Below are 17,908 nucleotides of genomic sequence, written 5' to 3'. Positions count from 1 at the left end.
AAGCGGGGTCACGAGGCGTTGAATCCGCTGGACAGGCGCAGGAAGCCGGTGCGTACGACCGGGCCGTCCTCGTCCAGGCGCGCGGTTTGGTCGATCTGGACGATCGGCTGGTGCGCCCATTCCGGCGCGGGCGGGCCGTCACCGGCGGCACCGGACGTGCCGGCGGCCCCTGCGGACGCGTCGGGGACGACCAGCTCGGACCAGTCCCACACGCCCTGCGGGGACGTGGGGTGCGGCAGCGCGAGGGAGTTGACGAAGCCCGTCGGCTTGGTGGGCACCTTCCGGGTGGTGGTCAGCACCGGGCTGAGCCGGAGCGCCACCCGCATCGCGGCCATCGCCGTCCGCGTGAAGCGCGACGGCAGGGCCAGGTCCGTCACCGGCAGCACGTCCGTCGTGGCGTGCACGGCCGCCTGCGGGTCGAGGAGCAGCGTCAGGTGGGTGCGGTGCGTGGAATCCGCCGCCAGGCGCGGCCAGTTGGCGTCGGCGATCTGGTCGACGTAGCCGGTGGGCTCGGACGTGTCCGGCATCGCCACCGAGTGGAACGTCGTGTAGTCGTCCTCGGTGAAGTAGCCGATCAGCCCGTCGCCCTTCTGCCCGGCGTTGCCCAGGCGGATGGGCCACCGGTAGTTGAGGTGGTCCATCTCCGCGGGTGCGGTCCCGCCGGCGATCCGGTCGCGCCAGTCGGTGAGGGCCTTCCAGTCCAGGGCGTACTGCCAGCCCGGGTCGGCGACCGGCGGGCCGTCGAGCTCGAAGCCGAGGCGGGCGCGTACGAGGGCGAGCGGGCGGCCCAGCAGTGCGCCGAGGACCTCGTCGCCGTACGGGTTGCCCGGGTCGATGCCGGCCAGGGCCTGGTCGACCGTGGACAGCAGGTCCGTGAAGGCGGCCGGGCCCCGGGTGGCCAGCTCCCGTGCGAACGCGTACAGGTGCGGCCGGTCGGCGCGCAGGTCCTCGAGCGTGTGGACGTGCGAGTCGGGCAACGGGCCCCAGCCCACCTCGGTCGTCACCTGTCCCCCACCCTCGGGGGCACTCAGTTTCAGGCGCAGTTCGCCCAGCGGCGCACCGGTGGGCGCGTAGCAGAGCAGGGAGCGGTCGACGTAGTTGGGGATGATCCACGCGGCCACCGGGGTGGTGTTCTCGGTCAGGTCGACGAGGTGGTCGTCGTCGTGTTCGTCGACGAAGTCGAACCGCAGCCGGGCGGGCTGGAGCAGGCGGGGCGGCAGCTGGACGAAGCGCTCGTGCGGGCCGTCCTGCGCGGCGTACCGGCCGTTGGTGCCCAGGCTGTCGGCCACGTCGGGGATCAGGTAGGACCCGTCGCCGGGGAGCAGGACGTCGAGGGTCCGGCCGAACTCGTCGACGACGCTCAGCCTGCTCAGGGCGAACTGGCCGGCCCGGATCCGGGTGAAGCCGGACGGCTGCCAGCCGTCGAACGGCGCGGGCAGCGGGCCGGCCTTCGGCAGGTGACCGAAGACGTCGCCGACGAGGCGGCCGATCTCCCCGGGCGGGCTCAGGTTGGGGGCGGCGTCGCGACCGGCGAACGCGTCGGTGAGCCCGTCCAGGCTCTGGGAGAGCAGGTCCAGGTCCTTGATCCGGTCCGCGGCCGCGGTGAACGCCGCCGCGGCGGCCTCGGGGCGGTCGGCGGCCTGCTTGTCGAGCTCGCCGCTGAGCGCGTACTGCGGCAGCGGCACCAGGAAGCGCCGTCCCGTCACCTCGACCGGGGCGTCGGCGGTGCCGCGCTCCCACCGGTAGCGGCTGCCGTCGAACCGCCAGTTGGGCCCGGTCTCGTCCTGGAAGGGGACGGTCCAGTGCCGGACCCGCCACTGGAACAGCAGGGGCTTCCAGGGCTGTTCCCACGGCTGGGGGGCGACCTCGGGCGGGACCGAGCCGGCGTTGGCCGGGTCGAGGAGCCAGGCGAACTCGCCGAGCAGGGCCGCGGCGACCGGGGGCAGGCCGCCCGCCTTGAGGGCGGCGAAGGGGGCGGGGAGGTCACCGCCGGGGGCGACGCCGCCGAGGATCTGCCCGGGCAGCCGGCAGGCGATCGTGCCCTTGCCCGTCAGCGGGGTGTGCGCGGTGTGGCTCTTCGCTCCGGCCAGGACCACCGTCGGGTCGGTCGGCTGGTGGAAGGGCGGGAGCGCCTCCCTGCGGAGTTCGTACCCCTTGGGGAGCGGGTGGGCCTTGAGGTACTCGGCGACGGACCGGGCCAGCTCCTGCTCGTTCGCGCCGTGCGGGACCTTGGCCTGGAGCCGGGCCAGCTCTTCCTGCCGGGTGCGCACCAGGGCCGCGAGGCCGCCGGCGTTCGACGGGTCGATCTCGGCACGGAAGCGCTCGCGCGTGTACTGCGGCGGGATGAGGGGCAGGCCGTGCATCCACCACAGCGCGTACAGCCGCTTCTGCAGTGCCGCGAGTTCGCGCGCCGCCTCGTCGTGAGCGGCCTGGTCCTTGTTGAGCTCCGCCAGCCACCGTTCCTGTTCGGGGGCGGCGCCCGACCAGGTCACCGACGCCGGGGTGCCGGAGGCGTTGCCCTGGTCGGAGGAGTCGGCGAGCCGCCATACGTAGCCGCCGGGCAGCTGCTCGAACCATCCCTTGTGCAGGGCCTGGGCCGTGCGGACGGCGCCGTCGGGACCGTCGAGGGTGTCCGTCAGGCCGTGGGCGACCGCGTGCAGGAGCGCGGCGTCGGTGTGGCCGACGCCGTTGCCGGAACCGGCGGGCAGGGCGGTCCGGCCGGCGCCGATCAGGGCCGCGAGCGCCTCCTTGGCGCTGCTGCCCACCGCGACCTTGTCCTGGACGTCCTCCTTCTCCGGCCGGGAGGATGCGGGGGCCTTGCCCCGGCGGTCCCACGCCACGCCGACGGTCCGGCCGCAGTAGGCCGTACGGCCGGGGGTCCAGCCCTCGGGGAGGTCCTGGACCGTCCAGCCGAGGCCGGCCAGCGCCTTGGCGAGCGTCGTGTCGTCCTCGCCCAGCCGGCGGCGCAGCTCCTCCTGTGCCGGGTCCGAGTACCAGCCGACGACCTGGTAGTCGACGGCCGCCTTGTCGATCCCGGTCAGCGGGTCGTGCAGGGAGAAGACGTTCTCGTTGTACGGCTGGTAGACGTGGAAGGTCATCAGACCGGGCCCGACGGCGGTGAGGAACAGCTCCTTGCGGTCGGCGCCGGCCGGCTCGCTCCATGCGGTGCCGGCGGGGCCGATGTCCTGGGAGCGGCCGATGCGCGTGGTGATGATGGTCGAGCGGTACGGAGTGACCGACGGGTCGGACACGCCGGCCCTGACGGGGTGCACGAAGGGCGAGGTGCCCTCTCCGTCGTCCAGGAAGTCGCTCTCCACCACCCAGCCGGCCGTCTGCTCCGGCCGGTCCTTCACCCGCCGGACGACCAGCCAGCGGTTGGGCACGAGCGGGAATTCGCTGCGCCCGCCCGTCGTGCGGACGGCGCCCTGGCGCAGCGCCTGGGGCAGTTCCCAGCGCACGTACACGCCGTCGTGCTTCTCGTACGGCCCGTCGCCCTCGGTGCCGGTGGCGTTCCACTGCTGTTCGTTGGTGAACGGGCCGGGCTCGGGGGTCCGGTTGTGGCGCAGCAGCTGGAAGTTGGGCTGCCAGCGCCGGAAGCCCTGGCCGCCCTGCTGGCGGACGCTCTGGTTGACCACCAGGGCGTCCACGTTCACCGGGACGATGAGGGTGTCGTCGCGGTCAGCCATGGGGGTGGTCTCCTGTCGTGAGGGCGGGGGCGTGCCGTGCGGGTTCGGTGGTGAAGGTGCGGCGCTGGGCCGCGTTGATCATCTGGATGGCGAACTGGCTGGGGGTGAGCGGCCGGTCCAGGCGGAGGGCGCCCTTCAGGCCGTCCGCCAGTCGCGCGACGCGCAGGACGGTGTCGGGCATCCCGGCTCCCGGGGAGCGCAGGTAGCCGCGCAGACCGGGCCGGTCCGGGAACCGCCGGCCCTCGAGCTCCGCGCCGAGGGGGTCGGTGAGCGACCGGAGGCGGATGATGCCGTCGTCCAGCGGGTCGTCGCCGCCGCCCTCGTCCGGCTCGTCGATGCCGAAGTGGACGCCCTGCTGCGGCTCGGCGATCTCCACCCGGGCGGGTACGCCCTCGACGAGGACGAGCAGGACGTCGTCGGCGAGCGTCTCGCGACGCAGGACCGGCAGGGCCGTCTCGCCGTCGGTGGTCCTGGGGTTGGGGTACGGGCGGATCTCGAGCCCCGGCCAGCCGCTGACGAGCTTGGAGCGCAGCAGCAGGCCGGTGACGGGCGCGGCGGGCTCGGGCAGCGGGGCCTTGCCGTGCGGGCCGAACAGCAGGTCGTCGGCGACGAGGTCGAAGGAGTGGGCGAGGCCGACGCTGAGCGCGCCTTCGACGAGGGTGGTCGTCCAGTCGGTGTCCACGTGGAAGAAGCGCAGGCTCTCCGGCGGGAGCATCCGGGCGTCGGGGACGAGGTGGGCGAAGGGCACGCCCGCCAGGTCGCGGAGCCCGGCCAGCCAGTCCCGCACGGCGGTGAGGTCCTCGTCGGGCCGCGGCGGGTCCGCGGGCCCCGCCGGCCCGGCCGGGGCCTCGTGGACCGCGGCCCGGAGTGCCGGGGTCGCCGGGCGCCCGGCCTCCGGGCTCGCCTCGCCCGTGGCCGGCGCGGCCCCGGCCGCGCCGGCCAGGGAGGCGACGGCCGAACCCAGCCGGGCCCGCAGCTCCTCGTCCGAGCGCAGCCGCCGGACGGTGAGCCCGGCGGTCGCGGGCAGCTCGGTCGCGGCCGGCAGCGGGGTGACGGCGGCGGGCGGCGCGGGTGCGGCCACGGTCCGGGGGGCGCCGGGCGCGGCCGCCACGGGGTGGGGCCGGGGGGCGGTCAGGAGCTCTCCGAGGTGGTCGGCGAGCCCGTTCGTCACCAGGTGTTCGAGCCGTGCCCGTGCCCCGCCGGGAACGGGCGCCGGTGCCGGCGCCGCGAGCGACCGGGCGCCGGGTGCGGCGGCCACAACCGCTTCGGACGGCGCCTCGAGGGCCTGCGCGGCGACCTGCCGCACCTTGCCGCGCAGCCGCAGCAGCGCCGCGCTGAACTGGTGGTCGGCCAGCGCGACGCCCCGGCCGGCGGTGAACGCGGTCGCGAGGCTGACGTCGAAGACGCCGTACTGCTCCAGGTGGATCAGCGCCTCCGCGGCGCAGCGGCGGCGGTCGCGCTCCGTGCGCGGCGGGGCGTGGTCCGGGATGAACGGTCCCCGGTACCAGCCGAAGGTGGCGCGCCCGGACTCGGTGCGGCACGAGATCGGCAGGTACCCGCCCCGCAGCCGTTCGGCGACCTCCTGCTGCTCGGGGCCGGACAGCGGCCGGTCACCGACCGGCACGCGCAGCAGCAGCGCGGAGCCCTTGTCGCCCTGGCCGTCGACGAAGTGCTGGGTGAGGGCGGCGAAGCCGGGCGCGTGGTCGGCGAGCGTCTCGAACGCCCAGGACCACAGCGACACCAGCCGCAGGTCCTGCGCGGGCCCCTCGTACGTCTCCGTGCTCCCGTCGGGCAGGTACGGCAGCCAGCCCTCCAGGGAGACGAGGTGGGCGACGTAGCGGCCGCCGGCCGCGCGGGGCAGCCGGTTGGCGACGGCGACGGCGTAGTCGCCCACCTGGATGCGGTCCGGGCTCGTGGTCACGCCCTGGTGCCGCCGGTCGACCCGGCGCACGTGCGTGAGGTACGGCAGTTCGGCCTTGGTGGGTGCGACGGCGTGGAAGACGGCCGGGGGGACGCGGATCGTACGGCAGGTCACCCGGTCGCGGTCCTCGGCGGGGACCGGGTCCCCCGGGTCGAGGCGGGGCAGGACGACGCCGGCGTCCTCCGGCCTGCGGGAGGACTCGACGGACAGTTCGCCCACGGTCCGGGGGTCCGTCTGTCCGAGGCAGTGGGGGTCGCCGGGCAGTTCGCCCTCGCCGAAGACGAGCACTGCGAGCCACGGCAGCGGTTTCCCGGCCTTGGCGGACTCCTCGTCGGCCACCCGCTCCCACGGCAGGGTCGGCCGGGTCAGCGTCATGTGCGGCAGGACGTCGGAGTACAGGCCGGTGGCGCCCGGGGGCGGGTAGGCGCCGTGGATCCAGTCCGGCTCGACCGTGAAGCGCGGCGCCCGCACCTCCACCTGCTGGGTCACCGGCGAGGCCTCGCCCGGCAGATAGCCGTCGTCGGCGGCCTCCCCGTCCAGGGTGAGGGACTGGTGCACGGTCAGGGTGTAGCGCCCGGCGGTGATCCGCGGTACGAGCGAGTCGAGGAACTGCACGTCCAGCCGCTCGCCGGGCTCTGAGATGGACTCGGGGTGGCTCATGCCGCACCGCCTTCGGTGATTCGTGTCTCGCTGGGGGCAGCCGGTGCTTCCGGGGCCGGCGGCGGGACGGTGACGGCCAGCGCCACCGGGTCGTCGGTGAGGGGGACGGTGACGGGCAGCAGGGCGGGCGGGGTGGCCGTGGTGTCCACGACCTGGACCGTCCGGGCCTCGGACCGGGCGACGAACAGGCGGTCGCCCGCGGACGACACCGCGAGCGCGACCGGCTCCGGGCCGACCCACACCGGCTCGTCCACCTCCCGCGGCGCGGTGCCGGAGACGTCGAAGACCGAGACGGTGCCGGTGGTGGCGTTGGCCACGTACAGCCGGTTGCCGTCGGGCGAGGCGACCAGGGCGCTCGGGTCGGTGCCGGTGCGCAGGGTCGCGATGACGCTCGCGGCGCTCACGTCGACGACCGTCACCGTGGACCTGCCCGCGTTGAGGGCGTACAGCCAGCGTCCCCTGGGGTCCACGGCGAGGCGGGTGGGGCGGGGGCCGGCGGGCAGGTCGCCCAGTTCCACCGGCCACTTCCCGCCGGTGACCTCCACCTTGGTGACGACGTCCTTGGCGGGCTTGGCCAGGTAGACCACCTGCCGCGTCCCGTCCCACTGGGTGGAGGGCACCACGTCGCCGGGGCTCGTCTGGGGGCCGAACTCCTGGTGCTTCACCGGCACGTCGCCGCTGATGTCGAACACCACCAGCTGGTCCGGCTGCTCGTAGGTGAAGTACGCCCACTTGTTGTCGGGCGAGACCGAGGCGCCCTTGGGGAGCTGCGGCACCCAGACCGGTGCCGGAGGGTTCAGGCTGGTCGCGTCCTGGGGCGGGTTGAGGGAGATGTCGACGACGTCGACGTGCTGGTCGGAACCGGCCACGCACAGCCGGCGGCCGTCGGGGCCGACGGCGAGGTGGTTCGGGCCCGCGTAGTGCAGCGTGAACGGCGCGTGGGCGGTCAGGCTGTGCGCGTCGACCGGGGTGACGGTCTTCCCCTTGCCCACCACGTACAGCCGCTCGCCGGTGGCGATCGGGTCGTGGCCGATGGTGTCGGCCAGCTTCGCCTTGATGTCGCCGGCCACCAGCGCGTCGTCGGCCTCGAGGCGTTCGTTGGTGCCCGGGCTGACGTCCAGGTAGTCCATCGCGGCGAACAGCCGGTCGCGGGCCCAGTCGACCGAACTCCCCGTCATCCCGCCCGTGGCGCCGCCCATGTCCCCGCCGTCCCCGCCGTGCTCGGCGGTCTCGGCGGTCTCGGCGGTCTCGGCGGTCTCGGCGGTCTCGGCGGTCTCGGCGGTCTCGGCCGTCAGCCGCATCGCGGCCGGCCGGGCGGTGACGGGCGGGCGCAGCGGCAGCGTCCCGTCCGGCTCGCGGTCGTCGTGGGCGAGGGTTCCGGACGCGATCGGGCCCGGGGAGTCGCCCGGGGTGGGCGGCGGCAGCCGCAGGTCGACGCCCACGAGCTGGTCGTCCACCCGCCGGGCGCTGTCCGTGGTCAGCTTGCCGTCGTACGGGCCCCACAGCGCGGCGGGCAGCTTCGAGCGGGTCTCCGCCGTCCCCCCGGCGTACCAGTCGCGCAGGTCGTAGGTGTCCGTGACCCCCTTCAGGGTGACCGTGAGGACCGAGTGCAGGTCCTTGCCCTTGTCACGGCGGGGACGGATGTCGACCGTCTTGCCGGCGATCTCCTTGGGGTCCTTGGGGGCGGCGAGGCGCAGGGTGGTGACGGGGACGGCGGTGCGGACGGCGAAGGAGAAGACGCCGGGTGCGACGACCCACACGTCGTCCTTGTCCCGCGTCGGCAGCAGCCCGTCCATGGGTGCCAGCCGGACGGCGTTCTCCCGTGCGGGCAGCTGCTTGACCACGTCGGACCAGGGTGCGGGGCCGTCGTCCCGGGCGTCGCCGTCGCCGAAGGCGATGGTGAACGAGATGAACCACAGGTGGATGGTCACCTCGCCGGCCGTCGGCGGCCCCCACAGCCGCAGCGACGCGCCGACCTCGACGCGGATCGTCTCGCGGACCAGCCACAGGTCGAGCACGTAGCTGACCCCGATGCTGATGCCGATCTCGACGTCGAAGCGGAACGGGGCCCACTCGATGAGCATGTCGGCGTGCGCGGTCAGCCAGGCGTGCAGGTCGCCGGAGCGGTAGTTCACCTCCAGCGCGCCGCCGGCCATGACCGCCCCCGGCGTGAGCGCGAAGTACGAGCCGCCGCTGATCGTCAGCTCCGAGGTGACCGGCCAGGAGAAGCCCAGCCGCGGCACCTTCGGGTAGTGCGCGGGCACGTCGTACTTGGGGTGGTAGCCGCCCAGGGTCAGCACGAAGTCACCCGCGTGCTCGTCGTCGAACCACACGTACAGGGCGAAGCCGCCGGTCAGCACGCAGGCCTCGTCGATGAGGTACGAGCCGGGCGCGAGCTGCGCCGTCACCTTCAGCACCTGCTCGCTCGCCCGGTACTTGGCCGACAGGCCCAGCCGGACGCGCGCGTACTCCGTCAGCCCGGCGCCCCTGGGGAACCGCGCCTCGGCCGTGCCCAGGACCGCGACGGCGAAGTCGTCGCCGACCTCCAGCGCCAGCAGCGCCTGGCCCTCGATGAACTCGAAGACCCTGAACTGCAGTCCCGCCGCGAACCACAGCTGCCCGGTCGCGGGCCGCACCCAGGCGTCGGAGCCGCCGCCCATCAGCGTGCCCAGGACCTTCATCGGATCGGCGTCCGGGCCGGAGGAGGTCATGTCCTTCAGGAACGGGAACTCCAGCACCTGGTCGCCTTCGGGAAGCCGCAGCGAGGTGTTGAAGCCGAAGCCGGCCATGATCCCGGTGATCTCGACGGGCGGCGGTCCGCCGAACCGTCCGCTCGCCCTGCCGAAGAGGAACATCGACGGATCGTCCGGGTCCGCCTTGGTCCGCGCGTACGCGCCCAGCGCCGTCAGCCCGAACTTCTCGGCGGACACGGCCAGCACGCCCTCGACCAGCGTCGCGTACGTGTCGTCCTCGGGCCGGTTCACCAGGGCGCCCGTGATGGCGAGCGGCGGGCGGGAGTAGCCGACGCTCAGCCCGTCCAGCCGGAACCGCGGGTCCGTCGGGTCGGCCAGCGGGATGCCGACGCCGAGCCCCTCGACGCCGAGGACGAGCCCGGCCATGCCCAGCGAGGCGTCGAAGAGCACCCACACCGTCCCGTCGGCGAAGCCGACGCCGACCCTGCGCAGCTGCAGCGGGCCCACGGAGCGCTGCACGTCCACCCACGCCACCATCGGCGTGGCGCCGGCACCGGTGCTCGTATCGGCGCCCGTCCCGGCTCCGCCGGCGGTCAGCTGCCGCGGGCCGGTGGCGGTGGTGCCGCTCCCCTGCCTGCCGCCGCGGACCAGCACGGACGTCGGCCCGTTCCTGCCCGGCAGCTGCAGGCTGACGGCGAACGCGGCGCCCTTGGCCACCCCGTCCGCGGGCAGCGGGGGCTGGTCGGCGTCGCAGGCGGCCAGCGCCCGGTTCAGCTCGCCCATCCGGGCGGCCGTGAGGTCGTGCGAGGAGACGAGCGCGCCGAGGCCGCGGACGGCGACGTCCTGGTCGGCGGGGATCTGGCCGGCGAGCAGCGGGACCTGCGACAGCCCAGCGTTCAGTGCCATGCCGACCCGCGCCACCCAGACCCGGCCGCCGCTCTTGTCCTGCTGTGAGCTCTTGTCCTGCTGTGACACGAGGACCAGTGACCCGCCGTCGGCGGTGCGGGCGGCGAACACGGTCGACTTGTCCGTGGTCGCGTACCGCAGCTTCACCGACGTGACCGAGCCCAGCTTCGCCAGCATCTCGGCGGGCGCGTCCACGCCGAGCAGCGTGGCCAGGTCGGCGGGCGAGACGCCCTGCGCGTCCGTCCAGGAGGCGAGGAACTCGGCGTGCTGGGAGTCGGCCAGCGCGAACGTCATCGTGCGGGGGGCGCCGCCGCCGTGCCCGGGGATCTCCAGGGTGAGGGAGCCGGTGTACGTCTGGTCGTAGCCGGGCTGCCCGCCCGTGCGTTTCAGGTCGACCGACAGGGTCAGGGCCGCGTGCAGCCCGCCGAGCGGGAACGCGCCGCCCACATCGAGGTGGAACGTTCCTTCCTGGCTGTCGTACGTCACCCCGATCCGCTCGACGGTGACGTCCTTGAGCAACGGCGGCGGCGCGATGCCGAACCCGGCGAACAGGTCGGCGGGCTTGACGTTCGTCGCGGACGCGGCGAGCTTCCAGCCCGCGCCGGTGGCCCACTCGCCGTGGACGTTCAGGACCGCGTCGCCGAGGTTCCACAGGGCGTCCAGCGAGGCGGCGACGTCCTTGCCATGCTTGCCGGCCGACAGGGTGACTTGCGACAGCTCGACGCCGTCGGCGAGCTGCCAGACGTCCTGGAGTTCGAGGTCGAGGCCGTACCCGGTCTGTCCCTGGGCGGCCGTGCCCCACAGGGCGAGGTCCGCGACCGTCAGCGCGGGCACCGGCAGACCGGGGAAGTGCCGTTCCAGCAGCGGCTTCAGGGCGACCGGCCGCCCCAGCGAGGCGAGGACCTCGCGGTCGGGGAGCGTCACCTCGACGTCGACGACCACGTCCTGGGCCAGCTCGACCTCGCCGCCCAGGACGGTGGTCAGGTAGGGCCTGGTCCCCGGCAGGACGACGCCGAACGCGGCGTAGAGGTCCTTGATCAGGAGCTGGTCACCGGCGACGGCCCACTGGGCGGCCAGCTCCACCTTCAGCCACATCGACAGCAGCTTCGCCGCACCTCCGTCGGTGCCGGGGGCGAAGGCGACGGACAGCTCCGTGAGCGAGAGCTGCCCGGCCTTGACGTCGGCGGGCAGCGCGAAGCCTCCGCCGGACGGCGCACCGCTCAGGTCGGCGAGGCGGGACAGGTCCGTGAGGGCCACGCCCTCGAAGGCGCCGCCCAGCGCCCACGCCTCGGTGTCCTCGGCGGGCTCGTATCCCCACAGGTACGGCTTGTCGGGGGCGTCGGGGCCCGGGAAGTCCAGCTCGACGCCGAGGCCGGTGCGGGCGGTCACCCGGCCGTCGCGGCCGGGCTCCTCGCCGAACACCAGGCGCGTACCGCCCGGCTTCAGCGCCGAGAGGCTCGCGGCGGCCGTCCGTGCCGCGTCGGAGAGCACCTCGCTCTGCCGCTCCACCTCGGCGTCCACCCGTACGCCGGCCACGGTGGTCCCGGCGTCGTCCGGGACGAACGACACGCTGCCGCGCGACGCCGTCTTCCCCTTCAGGGTGACCAGGCCTTCGACCCGCAGGCCGGGCTTGTCGACCCGGGTGACCCCGGTGACCACGAGTTCTCCACCGGCCAGGTACGTGGCGCACTGCTCGCCGAAGCCCGCGAGCTCCAGGGTGCCCACGTCGAGCCGGAACGCATCCCGTGTCTGGTCCAGAACCGCTTCCAGCGCGGCGACCGTCAGTGCCATGTCAGGTTGCTCCCTGCTCCTCAGGCGTATTCGAGGTGGTAGTCGCCGGGCTGCGGGTCGTCCAGGATCAGATGCCAGTCGACACCGAGCCATTCGCGCCCGGCGGGGGGCGGGGCCTCGGCCAGGGAGGTGCAGAATCCCTCGGTGGTGGTCTGTACGACGAAGGGAGGAGTCGCACCGCGCTGGAAGAACCCGTAGGGGTGCGGCCCGGCCGGTGTGATGGCCGGCTGGGGTATGTGCTCGTCGGCGAGGGTTTTGCGGATGGCGTTCAGACGAGCGTCGGCCGGCATGCCGGTGCCGCCGAAGGTCTTGCGGCCGGAGCTGAAGAACAGCGCGTCGGGGGTGGTGTGTTTGACCCAGTCCTCGCTGGTCGCATGAGCGCTGCCGTGGTGACCGGCCTTCAGCCACATGTTCTTGTCGCGCTGGTACCTGGCGTCCCTGTCGCCCATCATCAGGAATTCCTCGACACCGCGTTCGGCGTCGGCCATCAGGAGAACCTTCTGCCGCTTGCCGTCCGACGCCCCTGGCTGTCCGGAGAGCAGGAACACGAGGCTGGCCGCGTTCGACCAGGTGGAATCGCGGCTCCCTCTGGACTTCGACACCACCTTCTTGCCACTGACCTCTGCATACAGGGACGAGCTCACGAGGAGGAGTTCCGGCAGGGGATTCCCGGACGGCGCCGCTGGGAGAGGGACGGGCAGGACGCTCGACTGGAGATTCTTGGCTTCCGCGTCATTCGCCACGGCGTGGGGGCCGTTGGTCAGGCTGCCCCGCTGACCGGGCTTGAGTAACTTGTAGAGAAAGCTGTTGGTTTTGCCCTTGTGATAGCTCTTCGGGTCGCCGGTGTACCAGACTTCCTGGATGCCGAAATCGAGCGTCCCTGCGGAATTGCACAGCAGGTCCTCGAGCTTGTTGTGGTGATCCGCGTCGGGGTGGCTGAGGAACAGGTATTCCAGCCGGTCCTTGCTCGCCCCGGCGTTACGGCCGAGCCGGTCGGCGATCACGCGCCTGATGTGGCCGACCATCCGCGCGTCGTCCGTGCCGGGCAGCCCGGCCGTGCTGCGGTGCGGGGTGGCGAGCAGGGAGCCGCAGTCGATCAGCGCGGCCCCGACACCCACCCGGCTCGCGGGGTTGGAGAGGCCGCTGCCGCCTCCTGGCGCCTCGTAGAACCACAGGAACGTACAGTCCCCCTGGCCGACGTTGAAGAAGATGACCTCGACCGGCATCCCGCCGCCTTCCGTCCCGAATGAACAAACCCGCTCGTGGGGTCCCGCGGCGGCGACAAAGGCGTCGCCGTGCGGTTCGGGCATCGGAAAGGGCGTCATGGCGGAGCATGTGCGGACACGTGAAGTGGCGTACTCTCCCCGGACGCCACCCGTGCCTGTCGTGGACCCGCCACGGACATGTCACCAGCACCGGCCCGGCCGGGCCAAGTCGCCTGGCACCACCCGGAATCGATCCGGCCATGGCGAGCGGGGCCCGCAGAGCCGTATCCGGTGCTCCACGCATAGTTACTTGCGGGTTTACGGGCGGTTACCGGGGTTCCGGATGATGTCCTGAACCTCATGGCTCCGGCGGGGCGGTCGCCGTGGAACCGGCACGACGTCGCAGGTCGTGGTGCGGGAACCCGAGAGCGGACCTACGCTGATGAAGGTTCTTTGCCCTCGTCCGGCAGGAGGCCTGCCATGGGGTGCTCACAGACGCGTCGGCGCAGGAGATGCATAGGCCTGGCCACGGCCGGCCTGTTGGCGGTGCCGGTGACCGCGCCGGGCGCGGTCGCCGCGGATTCCGCTTCTTCCACCGCCTCCTCCGCCGCCTCCACCACCTCCGCCGCCTTCTCCGCGCCCCCGGCTTCCCCTTCGGACCCCGGCCCCGGGTTCCCGGAGCTCGGCCCCGCCGTCGCCGCGCGTCTCGACACCGCGATCCAGCAGGTGATGCGCGAGACCTCCGTGCCCGGGGTCGTCGTCAGCCTGTCGGCGCCCGGCAAGGGGAATTACGTACGGGCCTTCGGCGTCGCCGACAAGGCGAACGGAACGCCCATGGATCCCGGGCTGTACATGCGGATCGGCAGCGAGACCAAGACCTTCACCGTGACCGCCCTGCTCGAGCTGGTCGACGAGGGCAAGGTGAAACTGGACGATCCGATCGGCCGGTACATCGACAACGTCCCCAACGGCGACCGCATCACTCTGCGCGACCTCGCCGACATGCGCAGCGGACTGTTCAACTATTCGGAGGACGAGGGCTTTTACAAGGCCCTCACCTCCGATCCGAATCGGCCCATGACTCCGCAGGAACTGCTCGACTACTCCTTCAGGCATCCGGTGCAGTTCCAGCCCGGCGAGAAGTTCGAATACTCCAACACCAACCTGATCCTTCTGGGACTCGTCGTGGAGAAGGCCGGCGGTCGGCCGCTGAAGGACTTCGTCCACGAGAAGGTCCTCGAACCGGCGGGCCTGCACCACACCCTGTTCCCGGCCGGTTCCGAGTTCCCCAGCCCCCACGCCCACGGATACACCGACCAGACCGCTTCGGGTGCCGTCGAGGACGCCACGGACTGGAATCCTTCCTGGGCCTGGGCCGCCGGCGCGATGATCTCCGACTTGCGGGACCTGCGGACCTGGGCGCGCGTCGTCGCCACCGGTGCTCTGCTGACTCCCCGGACGCAGGCGGAGCGGCTGAAGACCCTTCCGACGCCCATTCCCGGCGTCGGGTACGGCCTGGGAATCTTCAACGTCCAGGGCTGGATCGGTCACAACGGCTCGCTGCCCGGCTACGAGTCACTGACGATCTACCTGCCCGAGGAACGGGCGACGCTGGTCGTCCTGCTCAACACCGACATCCTGCACAACCGGACGGAGCCCAGCACCCTCTTCGGCAAGGCGATCACCGAGATCGTCACCCCGGGCCATGTGTTCGACCTGCCCGTCCCGCAGGAGGCGCGGCCGACAGCCGGCGGCAGCCCCACGGGCTGACGCGGAGGGCACACGTGAGGGGCACACGTGGGGGCACACGTGGGGGGCGGAGGTGGGGGTCAGAGGTGCCGAAGGTGGTCGCGCAGGGTTCGGGCGACGTGTGCCATGAGGGCTTCGGCGCCGGGCTGGGTGTCGGCCGGGACGAGTGACTCGGTGAGGACGGCGATGGCGAAGGCCTGGCCGTCGGAGTGCTCGACGACGCCGATCTCGTGGCGGAGGTTGAGCAGGGTGCCGGTCTTGGAGGACCAGGTGGTGGCGTCGGAGCTGAAGTCCGGGGCGAGCCGGTGCAGGAGCAGGTTGTGGGCCATGAGGCCGCGTACGCGCTCGGCCACCGCGGGGTGGATCCTCGATGGTGTCCACAGGGCCTGGAGCAGTTCGACCCAGGCACGTGCGCTGCCGGTGCTGGCGCGCGTGGTGTCGAGTTGGGGCACCCGGTGTCCGCGCCCGCTGGTTCCGGCGTCGATGGCGAGGGCGTGGGCGAGATGGGCTTCGGCGGCGTCGAAGCGTTCCGCGGGGGTGTCGGACAGCTCGTGGATGGTGTGCCGGATGGTGATGCCGCGAAGGCCGAACTCGTGGAGGATGCCGACGACCTGGGCGGTGGGCGTGAGGTCGAACAGCGTGTCGGCGGCCGTTCCGTCGCTTATGCAGGTGCTCAAGTAGAGCAGGTCGTCGATGGCGATGCGGGCGGGGTGGCGGAAGCGGCTCAGCCCGGTGGGGCCGGGCGTGGCGATCCGCCCTGGCTGCACGTCGAGCGTCGTCGCCCCGTCGAGTTCGCCCCGTCGGATGCGCTCCACCGTCGCCAGCGCGAGCGGAACCTTGACCAGGGACGCGGAGGGCAGCGGGGTGTCCGGTTCGATGCCCAGCTCGTCCCCGGTGTGGAGGTCGCGTACGAGCAGGCAGCCGCGCAGACCGCCGTCGTGCAACTGGCGGCGCAGGTCGCTCAGCAGTGCCTCGGTGTTCACGTCGTCGTCCTTCCCGCGGTTCCCGTCAGGGTGTCCGCGCCGAGGCAGCGCGCGATGGCATCTCCCAGGCGCGCCTCGATGTGCTGTGGATTGCCGTCCGCGGCCGCGGCGAGCGCGTACCCCCGGCTGAGCGTGATCTCGCCGATGGGCCACCAGCCGAGGCCCAGTTCCCCGGCCTGTGCGGGGGAACACAGCAGCAGGTCGCGGGTGCAGAGGACCTCTGCCGCCGCGGTCGTCAGGTCGGCCGCCGCGACGAGCTGCGCCGGCCGCAGGCCGACCGCGTCGCGCAGGCGCGCCAACGGGTCGCGGATGTGCGGTACGTCGTCCTCCGGCTGGAGCCAGATGCGGCGAGCCGGGTCGGGCGAGCCCCGTCCGACCCGCAGCGCCTCCACGTAGACGCGCTTCACACCGGTGTCCCGCGCGGCGGCGAGCCCGAGCGGCACGGACCACGCCGCCTCGTCCGACGGCACCGCGAGCAGGGCGGCGCGTACCTGCTGCGCGTGGACGAGCTCCCTGCGCTGCGCGGGCTCCGCGACGCGGAGGTCGAGCGTGACACCGTGCCCCCGGGCATCGGCGACGAGGCGCGCGAGGTCGACTGTGGAACAGATGCCGGGCACCGCGAGCCGCCACGGCTTGCTCTTGGCGGCTTCCGCCTCGTGGAGCAGCACGTCGGCGGCCTGCACGAGCTGCCTGGCCACCGGCAGCAGGTCCCGGCCGAAGGGCGTGAGGACGGCCCGCCGCGAGGTGCGCTCGAACAACTGCTCACCGAAGCGTTCCTCCAGCGCCGCGACGCGACGGCTGGCCACCGGCTGGGACATCCGGACAGCGGACGCTCCGACGGTGAAGCTGCCGTGCTTGCTGACGCTGACGAACGCGCGACATGCCCCCACAAGATCCACAGTCCGAACTGTATGCCAGATCGGCATGGAACGGCGCACAAGCGTATTGGACCGCATGATCACCCGAGGGCGAGGGTGGTCCCGGCAGTCATGACCACGCACCGGTACGGGCCGTGTCACCCGGCCGTGTCGCCCGTGCCCGCACCTGACGCGCCCCGCATGCGGGGCGCCCCTGGAGGTTTGGACCATGCAGCACACTCTCGCCCGCCGCGCCACTCTCGGCGCGCTCGCCCTGCTCGCCCTCGTCCCGCTCACGGCCTGCGACCAAGGCGGCTCCTCGGCCTCGTCGTCCTCGTCCGCCGCGACGACGAAGCCGGGCGCGGCCACGAAGTCGCCCGCCCGCGACTTCAAGGATCTCGAGCGCAAGTTCGACGCACGGCTGGGTGTCTACGCCATCGACACCGGCACCGGGCGCGAGGTGGCCTACAACGACGGCGAGCGGTTCGCCCACGCCTCCACCTTCAAGGCGCTGGCCGCCGGCGCCGTGCTGCGAAAGTACTCGCTGAGCGGGATGGACCGGGTGATCAAGTACTCCAAGGACGACCTGGTCGACTACTCCCCCGTGACCGAAAAGCACGTCGACACCGGGATGAGCCTGGGCGAGCTGTGCGACGCCGCCGTCCGCTACAGCGACAACACCGCGGGCAACCTGCTGTTCGACGCGCTCGGCGGCCCCAAGGGCCTCGACGCCGCGCTCGAGGAGATGGGCGACCACGACACCCGGATGGAGCGCCGCGAGCCCGAGCTGAACCTGTGGGCCCCGGGCGGGACGCAGGACACCAGCACGCCGCGGGCGCTGGCCAAGGACCTGCGCGCGTACGTCCTCGGAGACGTCCTCGGCAAGAACGAAAAGGCCCGGCTCACGAAGTGGCTGCAGACCAACACCACCGGAGACGAGCTCATCAGGGCCGGGGTGCCCAAGGGCTGGGTGGTCGGCGACAAGACCGGAGCCGGCAAGGGCTACGGCACCCGCAACGACATCGCCGTACTGTGGCCGCCCAAGGCCGCCCCCATCGTCGTGGCGATCATGTCCAACCGCACCAAGGAAGACTCCACCTACGACAACAAACTGATCGCGGAGGCGGCATCCGTGGTCGCCAACAGGCTGTCGTAGCAGCGGGCCGACAAGAGGGGGAGTGGGCCGGCATCCCGGCGACATGAGGAAGGCAAGGAGGAACACCCACTCCTTGCCACTCTCAACTTATAGCGCACTGGGGGGCTTGCGGCAAGGCCCCGGTCGTGGGGCAAGATTCGCGGACCGAGGCCAGGACCTGCAGAAATGGGAGATCCACGAAGTGCATGTGTTGTTGTGGGTGTACGGATCGTGCGCTGACGTCGAGTCGACGGGGGGACGCGCACGGCGGGTGCGGGCACTCGGCAACGAGACGCGGGTGTGCGCGTCGCAGGCCGTCGCG

At 72.7% G+C, this 17,908-nt stretch carries 8 protein-coding genes; 2 read left to right on the top strand and 6 right to left on the bottom strand.

Features of this window, described 5'->3' with window-relative positions; translation table 11 throughout:
• Positions 1 to 8 precede the first annotated feature (8 nt).
• The 4 genes from IE295_RS05420 to IE295_RS05405 are packed head-to-tail and all read right to left on the bottom strand — an operon-like array spanning position 9 to position 12,967.
• Entirely contained in the window at positions 9 to 3,686 is a 3,678-nt protein-coding gene (locus tag IE295_RS05420; RefSeq protein ID WP_190062238.1) for a hypothetical protein, read from the bottom strand.
• Positions 3,679 to 6,267 carry a hypothetical protein gene (locus IE295_RS05415; protein WP_190062237.1) on the bottom strand — a complete coding sequence of 863 codons (2,589 nt, stop codon included), beginning with the start codon at positions 6,265 to 6,267 and terminating at the stop codon, positions 3,679 to 3,681. Before IE295_RS05415 ends, IE295_RS05420 begins: the two co-directional genes overlap by 8 nt.
• The gene (locus tag IE295_RS05410) at positions 6,264 to 11,657 is read right to left on the bottom strand and encodes a YncE family protein (protein WP_190062236.1); all 5,394 of its coding nucleotides are present in this window, start codon (positions 11,655 to 11,657) and stop codon (positions 6,264 to 6,266) included. Before IE295_RS05410 ends, IE295_RS05415 begins: the two co-directional genes overlap by 4 nt.
• 20 nt (positions 11,658 to 11,677) lie before the next feature.
• Positions 11,678 to 12,967: a ComEC/Rec2 family competence protein gene (locus tag IE295_RS05405; protein ID WP_190062235.1), complete on the bottom strand. Its 1,290-nt coding sequence runs from the start codon at positions 12,965 to 12,967 to the stop codon at positions 11,678 to 11,680.
• A 375-nt stretch (positions 12,968 to 13,342) separates the two neighbouring features.
• Between IE295_RS05405 and IE295_RS05400 the strand changes: the two genes are divergently transcribed.
• The gene (locus IE295_RS05400; protein ID WP_190062234.1) at positions 13,343 to 14,632 is read left to right on the top strand and encodes a serine hydrolase domain-containing protein; all 1,290 of its coding nucleotides are present in this window, start codon (positions 13,343 to 13,345) and stop codon (positions 14,630 to 14,632) included.
• Between the two features lie 59 nt (positions 14,633 to 14,691).
• Here the strand turns inward: IE295_RS05400 and IE295_RS05395 are convergent, their stop codons facing one another.
• Together IE295_RS05395 and IE295_RS05390 are read right to left on the bottom strand one after the other, a co-directional pair.
• Positions 14,692 to 15,594 (bottom strand): serine hydrolase, encoded by a 903-nt coding sequence (locus tag IE295_RS05395; protein ID WP_190062233.1) that lies wholly within the window; start codon positions 15,592 to 15,594, stop codon positions 14,692 to 14,694.
• On the bottom strand, positions 15,591 to 16,520 hold the full coding sequence (locus IE295_RS05390) for a LysR family transcriptional regulator (protein ID WP_224323361.1): 930 nt from the start codon (positions 16,518 to 16,520) through the stop codon (positions 15,591 to 15,593). The genes IE295_RS05395 and IE295_RS05390 overlap by 4 nt, the downstream gene beginning before the upstream one ends.
• Positions 16,521 to 16,680: 160 nt before the next feature.
• Between IE295_RS05390 and bla the strand changes: the two genes are divergently transcribed.
• A complete protein-coding gene (gene bla / locus IE295_RS05385) occupies positions 16,681 to 17,607 on the top strand; it encodes a class A beta-lactamase (RefSeq protein WP_190062232.1) in 927 nt (308 codons plus the stop codon).
• The last annotated feature ends 301 nt before the right edge of the window (positions 17,608 to 17,908 follow it).

The organism is Streptomyces griseocarneus, assembly GCF_014655595.1.
Taxonomy (GTDB): Bacteria; Actinomycetota; Actinomycetes; order Streptomycetales; family Streptomycetaceae; genus Streptomyces; species Streptomyces griseocarneus.
This window is presented reverse-complemented; position numbering and strand designations above follow the sequence as displayed.

Bases quoted from the DNA above. Each gene is read 5' to 3' on its own strand.
- IE295_RS05420 (WP_190062238.1), bottom strand. From the start codon at position 3,686: ATGGCTGACCGCGACGACACCCTCATCGTCCCGGTGAACGTGGACGCC.
- bla (WP_190062232.1), top strand. From the start codon at position 16,681: ATGCAGCACACTCTCGCCCGCCGCGCCACTCTCGGCGCGCTCGCCCTG.
- IE295_RS05410 (WP_190062236.1), bottom strand. From the start codon at position 11,657: ATGGCACTGACGGTCGCCGCGCTGGAAGCGGTTCTGGACCAGACACGG.
- IE295_RS05405 (WP_190062235.1), bottom strand. From the start codon at position 12,967: ATGCCCGAACCGCACGGCGACGCCTTTGTCGCCGCCGCGGGACCCCAC.
- IE295_RS05415 (WP_190062237.1), bottom strand. From the start codon at position 6,267: ATGAGCCACCCCGAGTCCATCTCAGAGCCCGGCGAGCGGCTGGACGTG.
- IE295_RS05390 (WP_224323361.1), bottom strand. From the start codon at position 16,520: ATGCCGATCTGGCATACAGTTCGGACTGTGGATCTTGTGGGGGCATGT.
- IE295_RS05400 (WP_190062234.1), top strand. From the start codon at position 13,343: ATGGGGTGCTCACAGACGCGTCGGCGCAGGAGATGCATAGGCCTGGCC.